The 18,559-nt window shown below is 69.9% G+C and carries 13 protein-coding genes; 6 read left to right on the forward strand and 7 right to left on the reverse strand.

Annotated features, from left to right (window positions below; all coding sequences use genetic code 11):
* Nucleotides 1–88 precede the first annotated feature (88 nt).
* Both ElP_RS24205 and ElP_RS24210 read left to right on the forward strand, forming a co-directional pair.
* Nucleotides 89–373 carry a GlsB/YeaQ/YmgE family stress response membrane protein gene (locus ElP_RS24205; RefSeq protein ID WP_231749239.1) on the forward strand — a complete coding sequence of 95 codons (285 nt, stop codon included), beginning with the start codon at nt 89–91 and terminating at the stop codon, nt 371–373.
* 68 nt (nt 374–441) lie between these two features.
* Nucleotides 442–837, forward strand: a complete 396-nt coding sequence (locus tag ElP_RS24210; protein WP_145274215.1) for a DUF4112 domain-containing protein — start codon at nt 442–444, stop codon at nt 835–837.
* An 84-nt stretch (nt 838–921) separates the two neighbouring features.
* Here ElP_RS24210 and ElP_RS24215 read toward each other — a convergent pair whose 3' ends face one another.
* Together ElP_RS24215 and ElP_RS24220 are read right to left on the reverse strand one after the other, a co-directional pair.
* A complete protein-coding gene (locus ElP_RS24215) occupies nt 922–2,280 on the reverse strand; it encodes a DUF1501 domain-containing protein (protein WP_145274218.1) in 1,359 nt (452 codons plus the stop codon).
* A 61-nt stretch (nt 2,281–2,341) separates the two neighbouring features.
* A complete protein-coding gene (locus ElP_RS24220) occupies nt 2,342–4,750 on the reverse strand; it encodes a DUF1549 domain-containing protein (protein WP_231749240.1) in 2,409 nt (802 codons plus the stop codon).
* 466 nt (nt 4,751–5,216) lie between these two features.
* On the opposite strand from ElP_RS24220, the gene ElP_RS24225 reads away from it, so the two are divergent.
* Complete coding sequence (locus ElP_RS24225) at nt 5,217–5,831, forward strand: GbsR/MarR family transcriptional regulator (RefSeq protein ID WP_231749241.1); 615 nt, start codon at nt 5,217–5,219, stop codon at nt 5,829–5,831.
* Here ElP_RS24225 and ElP_RS38590 read toward each other — a convergent pair.
* Together ElP_RS38590 and ElP_RS24235 are read right to left on the reverse strand one after the other, a co-directional pair.
* Nucleotides 5,828–7,516 carry a hypothetical protein gene (locus ElP_RS38590; RefSeq protein WP_197446331.1) on the reverse strand — a complete coding sequence of 563 codons (1,689 nt, stop codon included), beginning with the start codon at nt 7,514–7,516 and terminating at the stop codon, nt 5,828–5,830. The genes ElP_RS24225 and ElP_RS38590 overlap by 4 nt on opposite strands.
* On the reverse strand, nt 7,477–9,903 hold the full coding sequence (locus tag ElP_RS24235; RefSeq protein WP_145274227.1) for an ABC transporter substrate-binding protein: 2,427 nt from the start codon (nt 9,901–9,903) through the stop codon (nt 7,477–7,479). Before ElP_RS24235 ends, ElP_RS38590 begins: the two co-directional genes overlap by 40 nt.
* Before the next feature lie 244 nt (nt 9,904–10,147).
* On the opposite strand from ElP_RS24235, the gene ElP_RS24240 reads away from it, so the two are divergent.
* Nucleotides 10,148–13,510: a S41 family peptidase gene (locus tag ElP_RS24240; RefSeq protein WP_231749242.1), complete on the forward strand. Its 3,363-nt coding sequence runs from the start codon at nt 10,148–10,150 to the stop codon at nt 13,508–13,510.
* Nucleotides 13,511–13,608: 98 nt separating this feature from the next.
* Complete coding sequence (locus ElP_RS24245) at nt 13,609–14,754, forward strand: glucose-6-phosphate dehydrogenase assembly protein OpcA (protein ID WP_145274233.1); 1,146 nt, start codon at nt 13,609–13,611, stop codon at nt 14,752–14,754.
* A gap of 1 nt (nt 14,755) precedes the next feature.
* Here ElP_RS24245 and ElP_RS24250 read toward each other — a convergent pair whose 3' ends face one another.
* Nucleotides 14,756–15,307: a hypothetical protein gene (locus ElP_RS24250; protein WP_145274235.1), complete on the reverse strand. Its 552-nt coding sequence runs from the start codon at nt 15,305–15,307 to the stop codon at nt 14,756–14,758.
* 140 nt (nt 15,308–15,447) lie between these two features.
* Between ElP_RS24250 and ElP_RS24255 the strand changes: the two genes are divergently transcribed.
* A complete protein-coding gene (locus ElP_RS24255; protein WP_145274238.1) occupies nt 15,448–16,686 on the forward strand; it encodes a DUF6807 domain-containing protein in 1,239 nt (412 codons plus the stop codon).
* A 42-nt stretch (nt 16,687–16,728) separates the two neighbouring features.
* Here the strand turns inward: ElP_RS24255 and ElP_RS24260 are convergent, their stop codons facing one another.
* Together ElP_RS24260 and ElP_RS24265 are read right to left on the reverse strand one after the other, a co-directional pair.
* On the reverse strand, nt 16,729–17,337 hold the full coding sequence (locus ElP_RS24260; RefSeq protein WP_145274241.1) for a 5-formyltetrahydrofolate cyclo-ligase: 609 nt from the start codon (nt 17,335–17,337) through the stop codon (nt 16,729–16,731).
* 283 nt (nt 17,338–17,620) lie between these two features.
* Nucleotides 17,621–18,403 carry a UvrB/UvrC motif-containing protein gene (locus ElP_RS24265; RefSeq protein WP_145274244.1) on the reverse strand — a complete coding sequence of 261 codons (783 nt, stop codon included), beginning with the start codon at nt 18,401–18,403 and terminating at the stop codon, nt 17,621–17,623.
* Nucleotides 18,404–18,559 lie beyond the last annotated feature (156 nt).

The raw sequence follows: 18,559 nt of genomic DNA on the forward strand, positions 1-18,559 counted from the left end.
CCCTGAGATCAAGACATGACACGACGGCGACCGGGACGGGCAACGGTGCCCGACCACCGCCGGGAGATCGTATCAACTGAGGCGAATCATGGAGATGATCGGGAGCGTCATCGGCTGGGCCTTCTTCGGGCTGATCGTCGGGGCCCTGGCACGGCTCCTCCACCCGGGCCGCGACGCGATGGGCCTGTTGGCGACGGTCCTGCTGGGGGTCGTCGGCTCGCTTGCCGGCGGCGGAATCTGGTACCTGCTCTCGGGAGCGGACGAGCCATACAGCGCCGGCGGTTTCTTCTCGGCGCTCATCTGCTCCATCGTCTTGCTGGCGATCGGGCTGTTCGCCAACGAATCGAACAAAGCCAGGATCCGCGGCCGCTGACCCGGCCCGGCCGGCGAAGGTGACGAGCGACCGGGGCCGATCCCCGAGAACGGACGAGGGAGGATGAGATGGCGACCGTGAAACCGACCCGGGTCCAGCCCGAGCGTCTCGCGCCGGAACAGGATCGCGTCGACGCGGTCCTGGAGCAGCTCGCCTGGCTGCTGGACGCGAAATTCCGATTGCCCGGCACCTCGATCCGCTTCGGCGTGGACGCGATCGCCGGCATCCTGCCGGTCATCGGCGACGTGCCGCTCGGTCTCGTCCAGGCCGGCCTGATCGGCCTGGCCATGCATCACTACAAATTGCCGAAGGGGGTGATCGGCCGCATGGTCTTCAACGTCCTGCTGGACACGACCGTCGGCTCGATCCCCGTGCTCGGCACGATCTTCGACGTCGGCTACAAGGCCAACCTCAAGAACGTGAATCTCGTCCGAGAGGCGATCAAGGCGAAGCGGGCCCGCTGACCGGAGTTCGGCGACGGGACGACTCGGGGCGGGGCCGAGCAGGCCCCGCCCCGCCTGATTCGCGGTCCGAGGGCCCCGGATCGATCAGGAGAACAGTTCGTCGATCGCGTGGCCGCCGTCGACCAGCCGGATGGGCTGGCCGTCGGGAGTCTGGAAGCGGTGCTCGGGATTGATGCCGAGTGCCGAGTAGAGCGAGGCGGCGAGGTCGTTCGGAGTGACGGGGCGGTCGCTGGGCAGGTCGCCGATCGCGTCGGTCGCGCCGAGCAGCAACCCGCGAGGCATGCCGCCCCCGGCGAGCAGGACGCTGCTGGCCCGGCCGTGGTGATCTCGCCCCGCGTTGCCGTTGATCTTCGGCGTCCGGCCGAACTCTCCCATGACCACGACCAGCGTCTCGTCCAGCAGGCCACGCCCGTCCAGGTCGGCGATGAGGGCGGCGATGCCCCGGTCGATCGGCGGGGCCAGGGTGTCCTTGAGCATCGCGAAATTGTCGACGTGGGTGTCCCAGCCGACGGGCCCCGCGCCCTGGTCATTGACGGTGACGAAGCCGACCCCCGCCTCGACCAGGCGCCGGGCGAGGAGCATCGACTGGCCGAACTGGGTCCGCCCGAAGCGGTCCCGGACCTCGTCGGGCTCCTGTTCGATCCGGAATGCCTCCTGGGCCTCCCCTGAGGTGAGCAGGTCGTAGGCCTGCTCGGCGAACGAGTCTCGGCTGGTGGTCAGCGGGGTGTCGACGACCGACCCGGAGGCGAAGCGGTCGAGCGCGGAGACCATCTCCCGGCGGCGCCGGAGGCGGTCGAGCGTCAGGCGGTCGGGAGGGGTGAGATCCCGGACCCGGAAGCCGGCTTGATTCGGATCTCCGCCCACGGAGAAGGGGTCGAAGGCGGGGGTCAGGTACCCGCTGGAGGAGAAAAGCGGGGCGGAAGGGATGGCGGCGTAGGGGGGCAATGTGCTGGCATCGAAGCCACGGACCTTCGCCACGACGCTCCCGAAGCTCGGGTAGACCAGGGCCGGGCTCGGCCGATAACCGGTCAGCATATGGTGGGAGGCGCGGTCGTGTTCGGCCTCCGGCGAGGTGATGCTGCGGACCAGGGTCGCCCGGTCGAGCATCTTGGCGATCTCCGGCAGGATCTCGCTGATCCGGACGCCGGGGATGCTCGTCTCGATGGGCGAGAACTCGCCCCGGACGTCGTCCGGGGCGTCGGGCTTGGGATCCCAGGTGTCGATGTGGCTGGGGCCTCCGGAGAGCCAGACGAGGATGCAGGACTTTGCCCGGGGAGTCCCCGAGAGCGTCGCCTCGGTGCCGTAGCCGTCCCGCGCCCGGGCCCGGGAGCGGAGTCGGAGGAGGTCGTCGAGCCCGAGGCCCAGCATCCCCAGCACGCCGACCCGCAGGAGCGCCCGGCGATTCGGTCCGAGGCACGATCGGTCTGCGTCGCTCGGTCTCATGGCGAGCCCCCCTTCCCGATCCGCCTCGGAATCGGTCCGGTATGGTTTGGTTCGATCGGGATCAATGATTGAACGCAAATTCCCGGGAATTCAGCAAGGCCCAGAAGAGGTCTTCCGAGGCATCCCGGATCGAGTCGGCCTCGTCGAGGACGGCGGACCAGTGCCCCGTCTCCTCCTCGGTCGGCTTCCGGCAGAGGGTCCGGAGGTAGAGATTCTCGACGACCTCCCCGGGCATCGGGTCGAATTCGAGCAGGCCAGGGAGGTACCCGTCGAAGCGGCCGATCCGGTTGTCGATCTCGTTGCCGCCGATGAGCAGCAGCGCCTGGCGGAGGCTCAAGGTCGGGGAGGCCACCGGCGAGCAGCCGCCGACCCTCGGGCAGCGGCCGAAGGTGTCGAGCAGGGTGCTCGGGATGGCCGGATCGCTGACCTGGACCGCCTTCATCGTCTCGGCCTGCCCCTGCCCGCCCCCACGGACCAGGCTGAAGCGGAGGTCGGTGTCGGTCGCCTGCGCCAGGGCGTCGGCCATCTGGTGGGCCGTCAGCGGGCGGGGAATCTGGTGGGAGAACAGGCGAGTGTCCCGCTCGTTGCCGGGCACCGGCGTCGACGAGAGCCCGTAGGCCTCAGAGGTGGCGACCGTCCGGATCAGGTGCCGGAGATCGAAGTCGTGGGCGACGAAGTCGCTCGCCAGGGCGTCGAGCAGCTCGGGGTGGACCGGGGGGTTGCCGGCGCTGAGGTCGTCGGCGGGCTCGGCCAGGCCTCGACCGAAGAACTGGGCCCAGACCCAGTTGGCCGTCGATCGGGCGAAGAATGGGTTCTCCGGGGCGGTCATCCATGCGGCGAGTGCGGCCCTGGGATCCTCATCGGTCGGCAAGTCGACGGCGGGCCCGCCGGGGAGGACCGGATGTGCGGGCTCGCCGGTCCGCTGATGGTTCACGACGCCGTCCGGGTCGACCGTCACCGCGTCGCCGGCCATCATCATTTGCCCGGGCACCGGGGCGGGGCGCCGGACCTTGGCGAAGAAGGCGGCGAGGCCGTAGTAATCGTCCTGGGTCCAGACGTCGAACGGGTGGTCGTGACACTGGGCGCAGCGGAACCGCTGGCCGAGGAACCGCTGGGCGGTCAGCTCGGCCCGCTCCCGGGCGTCCTGTCCTTCGAGGGCGTAATTGACGGGTCCGCCTTCGAGGTCGTTCGGGTCGCCCAGCGCGGTCAGCAGAGTGGTGACGAATTCGTCCCAGGGGGTCTCGGACGCGAGCTGGTCGCGGACCCAGTCGTTGTAGCGGTAGACCCCGGCGCCGAACCGGGCCTGACTGATCTGGAGCAGGTCGCCGAGTTTGTTGTGCCAGAAGTCGACGAAGAGGGGATTGTCCATGAGTCGGTCGACGAGCTTCGTCCGCTTCTCGGGGTCCTCGTCGTCGAGGAAGGCCCGAATCTGGTCCGGACGGGGCTGCTGGCCGATCAGGTCGAGCGTCACCCGGCGGAGGAAGCTCGCGTCGTCGGCCGGGGGGCTCGGGGGGACCTTGAGCGAGGCAAGCCGTTCGAACAGGTGACCGTCGATCAGGTTCCGCCTCGGGAGGGCGTCGAAGTCGAAGTCGAGGTCCGGGTTGATCAGGGTCGCCAGGCGACTGGAGACCACGGACGTCCGGTAGCGGACGATCACGTCCGTCTCGGCGCGACGGAGCAGCTCGGCCCGGCCGTTCACGTCGATCGCGGCGGTGCTGTCGTCGCCGACATCGAACCGGGAGAGCCGGGTCACGTCCCGCTCGTGGCCGTCCTCGAACCGGGCGACGACCCGGAGTTGTTGCGGGCCCGGGTCGCCGAGGCGGGCATCCCGGGGCCGGACCTCGACCGAGGCGACTTCCCCGTGGCTCGTCCCGTGCCGCTCGTGGGCACCGTCGGCGATCCAGGCCCGGAGGGTCCGGTAGTCGTCCGAGCCGGCCAGCAGCACCCGGCCTCCCCCGTGGGGGGCTCGGCCGGCCGCCTTGCGGAGCAGCAAGCTCTCGTCGGGGTCGAGGGTCGAGAGTCTTCGGCCGCCGGCCTCCCGTGTGATCGCCCGGTAGTCGCGCTCGGGATCGTAGCCGAAGAGGGAGAGGTGGAAGCCGTTCTGGCCGTCGGCCTTGCCGTGGCACCCGCCGCCGTTGCAGCCGTACTTGGTGAAGATTGGCACGACGTCGGCCTCGAAGTTCCAGGGCCGATCGATCGAGGAGTCGACCGTGATCTCGGTCGTCGCCGCCGATCCATCCTCGTCGGTGGCGGTGACGGTGGCGACGCCCTCCCGGACGGCCTTGACGTAGCCGAGCGAGTCGACGGCGACGACCCCCGGGGGATCGACGGTCCAGTTGACGAGTCCCGTCAGGTCCCTGCGGCCTCCCCCGACTTCGGTGATCGAGGCCACCAACTGGATGCCGGGGTCGTCGGCCAGGAGGGTCGACCGAGGCGGCTCGATCTCGACGACGGCTTCGGGTCCGGGCACCGGCGGATCGCCCCGATCCGCGAGGCGATCCGGTTTCTCGAGCACGGGCTGAACCGTGGAGTCTCGTGCCGGCGGAGTGGCCTGACCCATCCCTCCCTTGGGGGGGTTAGAACCGCCGCACCCTGCCATCGTGCCGACGACGAGCAAGAGCGCCCAGACTCGTCGCGTCGGTGGGAGTCGCATCGCACGGCCCTCGGGGGCGGTTTCGGGATGGGGACGCTGGGCCGACCGGAACGATCGGGGACGTGAGTTCGCCGGTTGGTCTTCGTCCCTCCGATCCTAATCTTATCGTGGAATCGTCGCAAGCGAATCCCGACACTCGTCGGAGGGGGCCTGTACTGCGGCCTAGGCGGATCGCGAAGGCGGGCCGCCTCCCGAAACCGCAGGGACCCACGGTTGACGTACCGGACCGACGGGATATGATCAAACAGAAGTTTCTGACCGGACCGAAATGGATGAACGAGCCGTGGAACTGACGCCGGCTGGGTTGAAATTCGTGCTGCATTGGGGCGAGATGGGCCAGGCGTGGGGGATCAACCGCACGATGGCCCAGGTCCATGCCCTGCTGTTCATCTCCCCCGAGGCGATCGACGCCGCGACGATCAGCACGCTGCTGGGCGTGAGCCGATCGAACGTCTCGACGAGCCTCCGGGAGCTGATCACCTGGGGGGTGGTGCGCCGGGTCCACGTCATCGGCTGTCGCTGCGACCGATTCGAAGCCCTGAAGGACGTCTTCGAGACGTTCCGGGTGATCATGGCGGAGCGGAAGCGTCGGGAGATGGACCCCACGATCGCCTTGCTGGAACACTGCGTCGGGGAGGCCGAGGCGGCCGGCCCGGGCGAGGCCTACACCCGTGAGCAGCTCGAGAAGATGCTCGACTTCACCCGGATGGTGACCGTCTTCTACAGCCACATCGACCGGCTCCCGACCCCGGCCCTCCAGGCGTTGTTCCGGGGAGGCTCGACGCTGGCCCGGGTCTTCGGAGGCCCGGGCACGCCCCGTCGCCCCGATCCGTCCCGAGAGGCGGAGACGGTCCCCCCGGAGGCCGAGATCCCGGGGCCCGGGACGGACCGCGTCTAGAACGGGATCGAGGTCCCCGATTGCGCCTTGGGTTTTGAGGCGGGCTCCGGGGCGGGGACGCCAGTCCCACGACCGGGCGCCGGTGGCGGGGGGGCGTCGGGTGCCGTCGACTCGGGCGGAAGGTTAGCCGGTTGAGACCCCCCACGGGGGGCGACGGCCGGGGGCGCGGACGGGGATCGGGCGACGAGGTTCGACGAGCCCGACGAATCGGGGGCTCCCGCCTGCTGCTGGGATTGGCGGTACGCTTCGAGATAGGCGTTGTATGCCTCGTCGTCGAGGTAACGCTCGACCAGGGCCCGGACCTCGGCCAGCTCCGACTGCGCGGTCCGGGTGAGGATCGGGACGCCGAGTTCGGCCTGGTCTCGCCGGGCGTCCTCGGTCAGCCGGGCGAGCCGGTCCTCGAACTCACGCCTCGGCGTCAGCCGGAGGTACTCGTCGAGTAGTCGTTTCACCTCATCCCAGGCCTGGCCCGAGGCCCGGGAATCGAGCCTCGCTTCCAGGACCCCGCGACGGGCGATCAGGTCGACGACTTCGTCCTGGAGGGCTTTGAGGCGGAACTCCAGCGCGACGGCCTCGGGGCGGGGCTCGACGGGGACCTCGCGTTCCTCGGCGGTCTCCCCGGGCAGCACGGGGAACTCCCGGAGCGGCTCGACGCCGCCTGCCATTAATCGGAGCACGACGAGGTCGTCGGAGAACCGGGGGGGCAGGGAGACTCGCCCCTCGCGGTCGGTCGTGCCTACCTCGGTGACGACCCGATCCCGGATCCCCCGGGCGGTCAGGACGTAGCCTGCGGCCGGGTGCTGCCGGTCCCCTTCCCCGGCCACGAAGCGGAACCGAGTCGGGACGTCGGCAGGAGTGATGCCCAGGGCGACGAGCCGGTAGCGGCCCGCGACCTGCTTCGGCAACGGCCGTCGAAGCCCGCTCACCACCTCGCACCTGGCGGTCGGGCCGTTGACGTCCTCGACGTGGAGGTAGGTGAATGGGATCGACCGGATCTCTCGCACCGAGTTCTTCGGCCCGAGGAAGACGTAATAGGGGCGGAAGACCGTCCCGGGGACGACCACCCGGCCGACCGGATCCGGGCCGGGCAGGGAAGCCCCCTGCACCAGCAGTTCGACGCCCCCCTCGGTGCGCTCGATCTCGGCGATCGGCGAGAAGACCCGTCGGGACAGCTCGAAGAGGGACCGGGGGGCGTCCCCCGGGAAGGGGGCGGGCTGCCGGTAGAGCGGGCCGAACTGCAGGGTCGTCGCGTCGAACTCGCGGCCGACCAATGTGTATCCGCCCCCGGACCCGGACGGCTCGATCCGGAGGAACCAGCCCTTCTCCGCCCCGTCGACCCGGGGTGCGACCGCCTCCTCGACCAGATCCGCCGGGGTCCTGCCCCGAAGCGGGCCCTCACCGTCCTGGAGCTCGATTTGCCAGGATGACCCCACGAACCGGCGGGCCAGTTCGAGCCAGTCGTCGACCAGATCCCGGGCCGTCGCGGGGCCCATCCTGGCGCCGGGATCGACCGACACCCAGGCCCGGATCGAGTACGGGCGCCCGGCCAGGTCGGGGGGAGGGCTCGATCCCTGTTCCTGCGAGATCGCGACCCCGGGGACCAGGAACCAGGCCATCGCGAGGGCGATCCCGAGGGGGGAGAGGCTCAGCGCTCGTCCGGCTCGAACCAGGGTTCGATGGTCCACGACTCGATCCCCTCGTAGAGGGCGTCGGCCTCCTCGGCCGGGCCGGTCAATCGGGTGCGCCACGCGTAGTGCTCCTGGAGTTGCCAGAGCGGGAGGATCGGCAGCTCGTCCCTCGCCTCTCGGTCGAGGGCGATGACCTGATCCCGGGCGGTCGGCAGGTCCTGGACCTGCTCCAGGCCTAGTAGCAATTGGAGGATTCGAGGGCTGGCGATCGCGCCCAGTCCGTCGCTGCTCGTCGGCGCGAGGTAGCCCGGGCAGAGGACGGGGCCGGCATCCCGGATCGGGTCGTCGACCGGCGCGGCCCGGTATGCCAGGTCGAAGCGGCCCCCGCGCCGGAGTTCGCCTTCCAGGTCCGATTGCGGCCGCTCGGCGGGAGTGACTTTCACCCCCGCTTCGGCGAACGCCTCCACCAGGCCCGGGACGACCGCCCGGGCGGCCGGGATCGCCGGGTAGGCGAGGGTCAACTCGATCTCGTCGAGTTCCATCTCCTGCTTGGCCGCCCGGACCAGCATCTTCGCCAGCAGCGGGTCGTGCCCCAGGGGGGCCACGTCCGAGGCGTCGGCGAAGCTCCCGACGGGGAACGGACCGTCGCTGGGGACCGTCGACGTCTCCAGGGGCCTGCGGAGCACCCGCTCTTGAAGCAACTCGACGCGGTCGACGGCGAAGCTCAACCCGCGTCGGAGCGATCGATTGCGGAGGACCGCGTTCCGGCCGTCGATCGCGATCCAGTGCATCCGAGGGGATCGGTAGCGCCCGACCCGAATCTCGGGATCCCGCCCCAGTTCTTCGAGCCGGGCGAGGGGGACCGACTCCAGCAGGGACACCTCCCCCCGGAGCAGCGCGGCGACCGGGTCGGCCTCGGGGGAAAATCGTCGCTCCTCGACCCGGGCGATCGGGATGGTGCCCGAGGACGAGACTTCGGCGCGGTCGAGTCGGGCGGTCCTCGGGGTCAGCGGGCCCAGGACGAACGGGCCGCTGCCGATGGGCCGGGGGCCGTCCGGGGTCCAGACCAGGCCGTCTCGCCCGGCGTGGGCCGGGCCGACCGGGATCAGGAGCCATCCGGCCGGGTCCAGGGGGGCCCGCCGCAGCGTCACCTCGACCTCCCGCTCCCCCAGGATCGTGACCCGGGAGAGGAGGTCGGCCCATCGGGCGTCGAAGCCGATCGTGCTCGGCAAGGCCCGGTCGGCGAGGGCCCGGGCCACGTCGGCGGCGCCGATCGCCCGGGAGTCGTCGTTCCAGGAGAACCCTTCCTTGATCCGGAGGTTCAGGCGACGGCCGATGTCGCCGCTCGTCAGCTCGGCGGCGAGCTGGTCGGGACGATCGCCGAGCGTGGCCGCCTCGGTGGTGTCGGCCAGGATCGGCAGGTAGAGCAACCGGATGACCCGGCCGTCGGCCGGGCACTCGACGAAGGGGCCGGGTCGTCGGGACACGTCGATCACGGCCACGTCGAGCACCGGGGCCTGCCGGAAGGCCTCCTCGTACTGCCGGGCGATCTCCTCGTCGTCCGACCAGATGCGGAGCGCCTGGGCCAGCCGCTCGACCCGGTCGGGTCCGGTCAGGTCGTCGGCCTGCTCCGCGAGGCGTCGGGCCCGGGTGATGAACCGCTGCTCCATCTGGGCGGCTTCGGGGCTCTCCGGTGCCAGGGACCGGAGTTCCGAGAGGACCCGACGACCCGTCGCGAACGCCCCCTGGTCGAACGCCGATTTGATCCGGCCCGAGTATCCCTCGGCGAGCAGCTTCGGGAGGCCGGGGTATTCGGGGGATCTCTTATAGAGCTCACCGAGCAGTCGGAGGCCTTCATCGACCCGCCCCTTGGTCAGGGCGTCCCGCCCTTCGAGCAGGGCGATCCGGTCCGCCGTCTCCCGGAGCCCTCGCCAGTCGGCGTCGCGCGTCTGGACGGCGAGGACGAGCTCGAAGGCGCGGTCGAAGTCGCTGGAATTGGCCCGTCGGAGCGCGTCGGAGAGGAGGATGTCCTCGAAGTAGTCGGCCCGCTGGATCGAGGTGATCTTGACGTAGTAGTCCTTGGGTTCCTCGTCCTGGGTCCGGATGACGATCGCGTTCTCGCTCGGGTCGCGCTTCAGGTCGGGTGCCTTGCTCACGAGCAGCCCGCCGACGCGTTCGAAGGGCGGATCCTCTTTCGCCTCCGCGGCCCGGATCGCCTCCTTGTCGGGGAGGGGGCGGGGGCTGACCGGGTCGACGAAGAGGACCGTGCCGTCGATCAGGGTCAGGCGGTCGAAGGGCGGGTCCCGGAGCAAGTCTCGGTCGGTGGGGATCGGGACGTCGGGCAGCTGCGAGGCATCCAGGCCGCCGCCCGCGATTGAGATGACGACGACGAGTGCGACCAGGCCGGCCGCCAGCGGACGGGGGGCGAGTCGGAGGGGGTGCATGGCGGTCCGATCGTCGCGAGGTCGGTTCCGTTGGGTGGGAGGCGCCTGCCTCTCCAATCCATCATATCTCCCGGGACGACTCCCGGGAACCAATCGCCCCGGGGGGATGTCGGGCCATGTCCCGTGACCTCTCCCGCGGTCGATCGTAGAATCGACCCGATTCCCGGCCGGACACGCCCCGGTCGGGGCCGGACGGCACCAGGTGCCCAGGAATGACTCGCCCCGCGACGGAGACGCACCGACCATGACGCGACCCCGGACCTTCGCCCTCGGGATGATTGCCCTCGCCGCCCTCGCGGCGTGTCCCGGCCGGGCGACGGCGCAGACCAAGCTCCTCCGGTTCCCGGACCTCCACGGCGACACCGTCGTCTTCACCTATGCCGGAGACCTCTGGACCGCCCCCGTCTCCGGGGGCCTCGCCCGTCGTCTGACCGCCCATCCCGGCCTGGAGCTGTTCGCCAAGTTCTCCCCCGACGGCTCCCAGATCGCCTTCACCGGCCAGTATGACGGCGACGAGCAGGTCTACGTTGTTCCCAGCACCGGGGGGGAGCCGAGGCGGCTGACCCACTACCCGGCACGAGGACCGTTGCCCCCCCGATGGGGCTACGACAATCAAGTCTATGGCTGGGACCCCGACGGCTCCTCCGTGCTCTTCCGTTCGATGAGGGACGGCTTCGACCTGACCGACACCCGGCTCTACACCGTCCCCTCCTCCGGGGGCCTCCCCGAGCCGTTGCCGATGCCCGTCTCCGGGGGCGGCGACCTCTCCCCGGACGGCGAGAAGGTCGTCTACTCCCCGCTGACCCGGGATTTCCGCTCCTGGAAGCGCTATGAGGGGGGATGGGCCCAGGACCTCTACGTCTTCGACCTCGACTCGGCCGCGATCTCGCCCGTCTCCCACTCCGATCGGACCGAGCGCGACCCCATGTGGATCGGCGACGCGATCTACTTCGCCTCCGACCGCTCCGGCACGCTCAACCTCTACGAGTTCGACATCGCCACCGGCGAAACGACCGCGATCACCGAGGAGGAGGTCTGGGACGTCCGATGGCCGAGCAAGGCCGACGATTCCCGGATCATCTTCGAGAAGGCGGGGGAGCTGAGCGTCCTCGACCTGGACTCGGGCGAGGCGAATGCGATCGCGATCAACGTCCCGCACGATGCCCTCGCCGGGCGGCCGCAACGGGTCGACGCCTCCGACGTGCTGGAGGACTTCGAGCTGAGCCCCAAGGGGGAGCGGGCCCTGTTCGTGGCCCGGGGAGACGTCTTCAGCGCCCCCATCGAGCACGGACCGACCCGCAACCTCACCCGGTCCCCCGGCGCCCACGACCGGGCCGCCCGATGGTCGCCCGACGGGGCCGAGGTCCTCTTCCTGTCCGACCGATCGGGCGAGGAGGAACTTTACCTCATCGCGCAGGACGGCCTCGGCGAGCCCACGCAACTGACGACCGGCGGCGAGGCCCGGAAGCTCAACCCGGTCTGGTCCCCAGACGGATCTCGGGTCGCCTTCGCCGAGCAAGACGGGAAAATCTTCGTCCTGACCGTGGAGTCCAAGGAAGTGGTCGAGATCGCCGACGAGGCCGAGGGCGAATCGCTCGATTACGCCTGGTCGCCCGACGGCAACTGGCTCGCGTTCAGCCTCAGCGACCCGACCGATTATCGATCGCTCTACATCTGGGGCGTCGAAGATGGTGAGGCGCGACGGGTCACCGGCGAGATGTTCAATGAGTACGGCCCCTCCTGGGATCCGGAGGGCAACTATCTCTATTACCTCAGCGACCGCGACTACGCCCCCCAGATCTCCAGCATCGAATGGAACTACGCCCTCGACCGAGAGGTCGGCATCTTCGCGATGGCCCTGCGCAAGGACGTCAAGAATCCCTTCCCCCCCGAGATCGACGAGGTGACGATCGAGGAGGAGCCCGAGGAGGGCGAGGGCGACGACGAGAAGGACGAGGACGAGGATGAAGGCCAGGACTCGGACGACGAGGACCAGGATGAGGAGTCGGACGAGGGTGAGGACGAGTCGGGGGAGGGCGAGGATGGGGAGGCGATCAAGATCGACTTCGACGGCCTCTCCTCCCGATCCGTCAGGGTCCCCGTCCCGGCGGACAACTACTCCGGCCTGACCGCCATCGAGGGCCACCTGCTCTACGCGCGGTCCGGGGCGTTCTTCTACGGGAGGGACTCCGAGGATCCGACGACCCTGGTCGTCTACTCGGTCGAGGACCGCGAGGCGACCGACCTGGCCGAGGACATTCAGGGTCATGCCCTTTCACTCGATGGGAAGAAGGTCCTCGTGCAGTCGGGAGGCGGATTCTCGATGCTCGACGCCAACCCAGGCGGCAAGGATTCCGCCAAGCCCGTCTCGACGGACGGCCTGAGGGTCGATCGCGTCCCGTCGGAGGAATGGCCACAGATCTTCGACGAGGTCTGGCGCCGCTACCGCGACTATTTCTACGTCGAAAACATGCACGGATACGACTGGGAGGCGCTCCGAGACCGCTACCGTCCCCTGCTCTACCACGTCGGCCACCGCTCGGACCTGAACTACGTCATCAGCGAGATGATCGCCGAGCTGAACGTCGGCCACGCCTACATCACCGGCGGGGATTACGAGGTCCCCGACCGGCCGAGCGTGGCCCTGCTCGGATGCCGGTTCGAGCTGGACGAGGAGGCCGGGCGGTACCGGATCTCGGAGATCTTCGAGGGCCAGAACGAGGAGGAAACGTACCGGTCTCCGCTCACGGAAGTCGGGGTGGACGTCGACGAGGGGGATTACCTCCTGTCGATCGACGGCGTCGACCTGACCGCCGACCGCAACCCCTTCGAGCTGCTCCGGGACAAGGCCGGATCGCCGATCACGCTGGAGGTCGCCGATGGGCCCAATCGGGAGGAGGCCCGCACCGTCACCGTCCAACCCCGATCGAGCGAGGCGGAACTGATCTACCTGGCCTGGGTGGAAGGGAATCGCCGGGAGGTCGCCGAGGCGACGGGCGGCAAGGTCGGCTACATCCACATCCCGGACATGGGGGCGAACGGCCTCCGGGAGTTCATCAAGACGTACTACCCGCAGATCCGCAAGCAGGGCCTCGTGGTGGACGTCCGCAACAACGGCGGGGGGAACGTCTCGCAGATGCTCATCGAGCGGCTCGACCGGAGGCTCCTGGGCACCCGATTCAGCCGGAACGGCGACCGAGCGGGCACGTACCCGGAGGCGGTCTTCCACGGCCACATGGCCTGCCTGATCAACTCCAACAGCGCCTCCGACGGCGACATCTTCCCGGCCCGCTTCCGGGCCGCCGGGCTCGGTCCGCTGATCGGCAAGCGATCCTGGGGAGGCGTGATCGGCATCACCGATCACGGACCCCTGATCGACGGCGGCGGGGTGAACGTGCCCGAGTTCGGGACCAACGACGTCGACGGCTCCTGGATCATCGAAGGCTATGGGGTCGAGCCCGACATCGAGGTCGACAACGACCCGGCCTCCGTCATCGCCGGGAAGGACCCGCAGCTCGAACGCGGCATCGCCGAGGTGCTCGACGCGATCGAGGCCGATCCCAGGCGCCTGCCCGAGCGGCCGGCACCCCCGGTGAAGCTCGATTGACCCCGGGGGTCCGGCCCGGTGCCGTCGACCCGGGCCGGCCCCCGAGTGTACCCTCGGGCGTTGTTCCGTCCCACCGCCAGACGATCGAGGACCCCGTCATGTCGTCGAGCCCGACCGAAGCGTTCTACGAGGGCCGGGGGATCCCGGTCGAGCTGGCCCAGGTCGAGGACACCCTGGATCGACTCTGGGGCCCCGCGGCCGAGAAGGCCGGGGGGCCGGAACTGGACGACCCGGCCGTGACCCGGGTGGTGCTGGCCAACGTGGTGATCGCGTCGCTCGGCCCCGATCATCCCGGGCTGGATGCGACGATCGGCGCGATCACCGAGCGTTACCCCTCCCGACTGATCGTCCTGCGATCGTCGGGCGATCCCGGGAGGCACCTGGACGCGGAGGTTTCGGCCCAGTGCCACCTCCCCTCCCCCGGCCGCCCCCAGGTCTGCAGCGAGGTCATCATCCTCCGCGCGAGCCCGGAAGGTCGGGATCTCCTCCCCGGCGCGGTCCGCTCGCTGAGGGAGTCTGATCTCCACTCGGTCCTCTGGTGGTGCGGCGATCCCCGGGAGGCGTCAAACCTGTTCGACGAGTTGTCGGAGGGGTCGACACGAGTCCTCCTCGACCTGCCCGATCCCTCGGGCGATCCGGCCGCGTTGGCCTGGGCGAATGAGGTCGACCCGGCCCATCGCGTCCGGGACCTCGCCTGGTTCGGCCTCACCCCCTGGCGCGAGCGCGTCGCCGACCTGTTCGACCCGCCTGCCACCGGAGAGCTCGGCCGGGTCGCCTCGATCCGGATCCGGGCCCAGGCCGAGTCGACCGGGCGGCCCCCGAGGGCGGCGGCCTGGCTCGTCGCCTGGCTCGCCGGGCAACTCGGCTGGGAGCCGGTCGGATCGCCCCGGGTGGGAGGCGCCGGCCGGATCGAGGCGACGCTCCGGAAGCCAGGAGGGGAGGTCTCGGTGCGGATCGAGTCCGAGGCGAGTCCGGACTGCCGGCGTCCCCGAATCGTCTCGGTCGAGCTGGGACTCCCCTGCGATTCCAGGCCCGGCGGGGGCGTCCGCGTCGAGCGATCCGGATCCGAAACCTGCGAGGTGCACATCGCCCTGGCCGACCGCACCGAGCCGGCCTTCCCCCGGTTCGTAGTGGCGCCGGAGTACGACGCCACGAAGCTGGTCGCCGCGGCGTTACTCACCGACCGGAACGACCCCCCCTACCGCCGGGCCCTGCCGATCGCCCTCTGGCTGCTCGGCCGCTGAATCATCCCAGCTCCAGCGGGGGGACGAACCTCCCGAGCGACTGCGACATCTCGTCCGCGATCGCGAACGGCTCGGGGAACAAGTCCTTGAGGTCGGGCGCCGGCGCGATCGCCATCGCTTCCTGGCCGAGGTTGACCCGGATCAGGGCGAGCGGGATGATCCGGGAGCGTCGCTCCCTCGGGATCGCGGAGGCGAGCGACTCCTCGTCCGCCGGTCCGATCGGCTCGGGGGAGATGACGACGCTCGTCAGGCCGATCACCAGCCCCGGCCCCCCCTTCGGCCACGGAGGGTAGCGGCCGTGGACCGCCCGTCCGATCCGATCGAGCAGCCGTCGCAGGTCCGATGAAGATGAGGAAAGGTCGGCCGGCTGCCGGACGAAGGCGACCACGCTCAACGCGTGCCCGAGCACCGGGAACCAGTGGAGTCGGACCGGTCGGAGGTCGTAGCGGATGACCTCGAGCGGGGGGTCTCGATAGTCCTCTCCGTCGTCTGGCCGGCAGCCGATCGGCCCGAGGATGCCCGAGATCCGATCGAAGAACTCCTCGTGCGTCATGCCGTCCCGCCCCCTCGCTCCCCCCTGGCGATCCCCGACGGGGTGGCCGTAGGATAACCGCTCGGCCGGCCCCCGGCCACGTCCGGGACCCGAGGCCCCGGACCTCCCACCCCATCCCGTCCGGATCTCGGAGGATCTCCATGGTTTGTCGCCTTCGATGGGCGCCCGTGCTGCTGGTCGCGCTCGCCTCCCCGGCCGCGATCGCCGGCGAGCCCAAGCTGGTCATCCGGGGTATCGGGCTCGACCTCGGGGAGACCCCCGTGTTCGCCCCGGTCGACGCCCCAGACCTCGAACCCGGTCCGTTCCTGCTCCGAAGGGCCGACGGAGGCGGTCCGACGATCGCCGCCCAGGTCGTCCGAGACGGCGAGCTGACGGCGATCGCCGCGGTCCTGCCGTCCCTCGGTGCCGACGAGGTCGCGGAGTTCGAGCTCGCCCACGCCGACCCCGCCTCGTCGGGGGCGGACGAGGGCGTCCGGATCGAACCCGAGGGCCGAGACCTCCGCGTGACCATCGACGGCGAACTCTTCACCGTCTACCGGGGGGACGACGGCCCGAAGCCATACTTCTACCCCGTGATCGGGCCGACCGGCTCCCCGATCACCCGGGCCTATCCCATGGCCGACGTCGAGGGCGAGGACCGCGACCACCCCCACCAGCGATCGTTCTGGTTCACCCACGGCGATGTGGACGGGACGGATTTCTGGGCCTCCGACCCCCTGAATCGCCCGAACCCGAAGTTCGGGACGATCGAGGAGGCCGATCGCCCGACGGTGGTCGAGGGACCGGTGGTCGGCATCATCCGGACCAGCAACGCCTGGAAGTCCCCGACCGGAGACCTCCTCTGCACCGACGATCGTTCCTGGCGGACCTACGACACTGAAGGCGCCCGGATCATCGACTTCGACGTGACCATCAATGCCGGTGACGGCCCCGTCACCTTCGGCGACACGAAGGAGGGCATGTTCGGCCTCCGCCTGGCATCGAGCATGAACGTGAGGAATGAGACCGGGGGCCGGATCACCAACGCCGAGGGGATCACCGATTTGGACGCCTGGGGCAAGGCCTCCCCCTGGGTCGATTACGCCGGGCCGGTCGGGGGCGAGACGCTCGGCGTGGCGATCCTCAATCACCCCGACAGCTTCCGATACCCGACCACCTGGCACGTCCGGGACTACGGCCTCTTCGCGGCCAACCCGTTCGGCTACGGCGACTTCAAGTACGGCGGCGGGGAAGGAGCCCATACCATCCCCGCGGGCAAGTCGATCCGGTTCCGTTATCGGGTGATCCTGCACGAGGGCGACACCGAACAGTCCGACATCGGCCGGGCCTTCCGAGCCTACGCCTCGCCTCCCCAGTTCGAGGTCGTCTCGTCCGAATGAACCGGCGAGATCGATCGGTGTCCTCGGTGATCCGATGGCCGGTCACCGAGGACCCCGAGGGAGCAGGGAGCGACGGGCCACTCCAACGACGCCGTCGACCCGCTGGTCGTGCGGCTCGTCCGGGACCTGGTCGATCCACTGGAGATCGAGGACCAGCGAGTATCGGGGTGCCTCGGGGCGGAGGGTGGGGAGGAGCCGGTCGTAATAGCCGGCCCCCCGGCCGATCCGATACCCTCGGGGGTCGAACGCGATCCCGGGGACGAGGGCCCAGTCGACGGCACCCGGCTCGACGACCGAGGTCCCCGGGGACGGCTCGGGGATCCCGAACGGCCCCGGCTCAAGGTCACGTTCCAGGTCCTCCACGAGGTGCAGGCGGAGCAGGCGGGCCTCCCGGTCGACCCGGGGGCAGGCGACCGCCTTGCCCTGCTCCCGAGCCCATTGAACCATGCCCCGAGTCTCGAACTCCTCGGGCAGGTGGGCGAGGTACAGCAGCAATACTTCGGCCGAGTCGAGGCCGGGGAGCCCCGGGAAGAGCCGTCCGAGCGCCTCCTCCTCCCGTCGCCGATCGGTGGGATCCATCGCCAGGATCCGGCCCACGACCTCGCGTCGGAGCCTCCGCTTCGCCCCTCGGGCCGGGTCGGCGTTGGACACGATGGCGACCCTCGGGGTGGCTAGACCAGGAGCCCGGCCCCCGCCGCTTTGAAGAAGAGGCGAGGAACGGGCTCGATGGTAAGTCCTCCACCGAAATGCCGTCCGGGGCGGTTTTGAGAACCCGCAGTTCAAGTGGGGCGCTCAGATCCGCTGGCCAGGCCGAGGGATCGTTCGGGCCCCTACGGGTTTAGCGTTGGTTCTCCAAATAGCGACGCCCCTCGCGAACATGGCAGAGGGCCCGGCGAACCGGACAAGTGAACTGTAGCACCGGGCCGCCCTGGCTTCAAGGGGAGGGGTCGGGATCCGATCGGCTGGCGGCGACCCCGTCCTGGAGGCGACGAATCTGATCCCGGATCCGCGCCGCTTCTTCATAATCTTCCCTGGCGACCGCGTTGCGGAGCTGGTCGTCGAGCCGCTCGACCGGGTCGACCTCCCGGCCGCGATCGATCTCCCGGCGCAACTCTCTCAGGAGGATCAGCTCCTGGCAACCGGCGAGCTTCTCCTGCTGCTTGTGCTCGCGGTAGAAGGCCTTGATCGCGGTGATCCCCTCGTCGATCCGTCGCATCGCGTCGCGGTGGGCGCCCCGATCGACGGCCTGCTGGGCCAGGGCCCTGGCCCGCATCATCGTGACATAGGGGCGGTACTGGTCGAAGGCCGCCTTGTCCCGGTCCCGGGCCGCGTGGGACCGGACGAAGTCGAAGAGCTTCAGGTTCCGCTCGGTGTCCCGGGCGACGAGGTCGTATCGGCCGAGGTGGAACAGGGCGACGTAGCGGTGGTAGTACTGGATGCCCTCCCGCATCAACTCCTCGCAATCCGAGGCATCCAGGCCGTAGGGCTCCCCGTCCGAGTCGAATTCCCGGGCCCGGGACTCGTGGAAGTCCAGGAGCGACTCGACCCCGAAGGGTCGGTCGCCGTCGGGCCTCCCGGAAAGCTCCATCTGGAGCAGCCCGAGGTCGAGTCTCATCTGCAGCTTGTCCCGGCCGTCTAGGCCCGAGACGATCCGGACCTGGAACTCGTCGGGGTCGTGGTCCCATCCGGCCAGGATCGGCGTGATGTCCCTGCTCAAGGGTCGAACCTCCAGGTCCCCCGGCGGCCGAGCGGGTCGGGACAGGCCCGGCCTCGATCCGGTCCCGGTCCCGGGGGCGACTGATCGAAGTGTATGTCCGTGATGGCGTCTCGACAAACGAGAACGCCGCGCCCCCCCCTTCGGGGGTGGAGGCGC

It is taken from the genome of Tautonia plasticadhaerens (genome assembly GCF_007752535.1).
Lineage (GTDB): Bacteria > Planctomycetota > Planctomycetia > Isosphaerales > Isosphaeraceae > Tautonia > Tautonia plasticadhaerens.

Excerpts from the sequence above, each read along its gene's own strand:
- ElP_RS24205 (WP_231749239.1), top strand. The coding sequence starts at position 89 with ATGGAGATGATCGGGAGCGTCATCGGCTGGGCCTTCTTCGGGCTGATC.
- ElP_RS24210 (WP_145274215.1), top strand. The coding sequence starts at position 442 with ATGGCGACCGTGAAACCGACCCGGGTCCAGCCCGAGCGTCTCGCGCCG.
- ElP_RS24215 (WP_145274218.1), bottom strand. The coding sequence starts at position 2,280 with ATGAGACCGAGCGACGCAGACCGATCGTGCCTCGGACCGAATCGCCGG.
- ElP_RS24235 (WP_145274227.1), bottom strand. The coding sequence starts at position 9,903 with ATGCACCCCCTCCGACTCGCCCCCCGTCCGCTGGCGGCCGGCCTGGTC.
- ElP_RS24240 (WP_231749242.1), top strand. The coding sequence starts at position 10,148 with ATGACGCGACCCCGGACCTTCGCCCTCGGGATGATTGCCCTCGCCGCC.
- ElP_RS24245 (WP_145274233.1), top strand. The coding sequence starts at position 13,609 with ATGTCGTCGAGCCCGACCGAAGCGTTCTACGAGGGCCGGGGGATCCCG.
- ElP_RS24250 (WP_145274235.1), bottom strand. The coding sequence starts at position 15,307 with ATGACGCACGAGGAGTTCTTCGATCGGATCTCGGGCATCCTCGGGCCG.
- ElP_RS24255 (WP_145274238.1), top strand. The coding sequence starts at position 15,448 with ATGGTTTGTCGCCTTCGATGGGCGCCCGTGCTGCTGGTCGCGCTCGCC.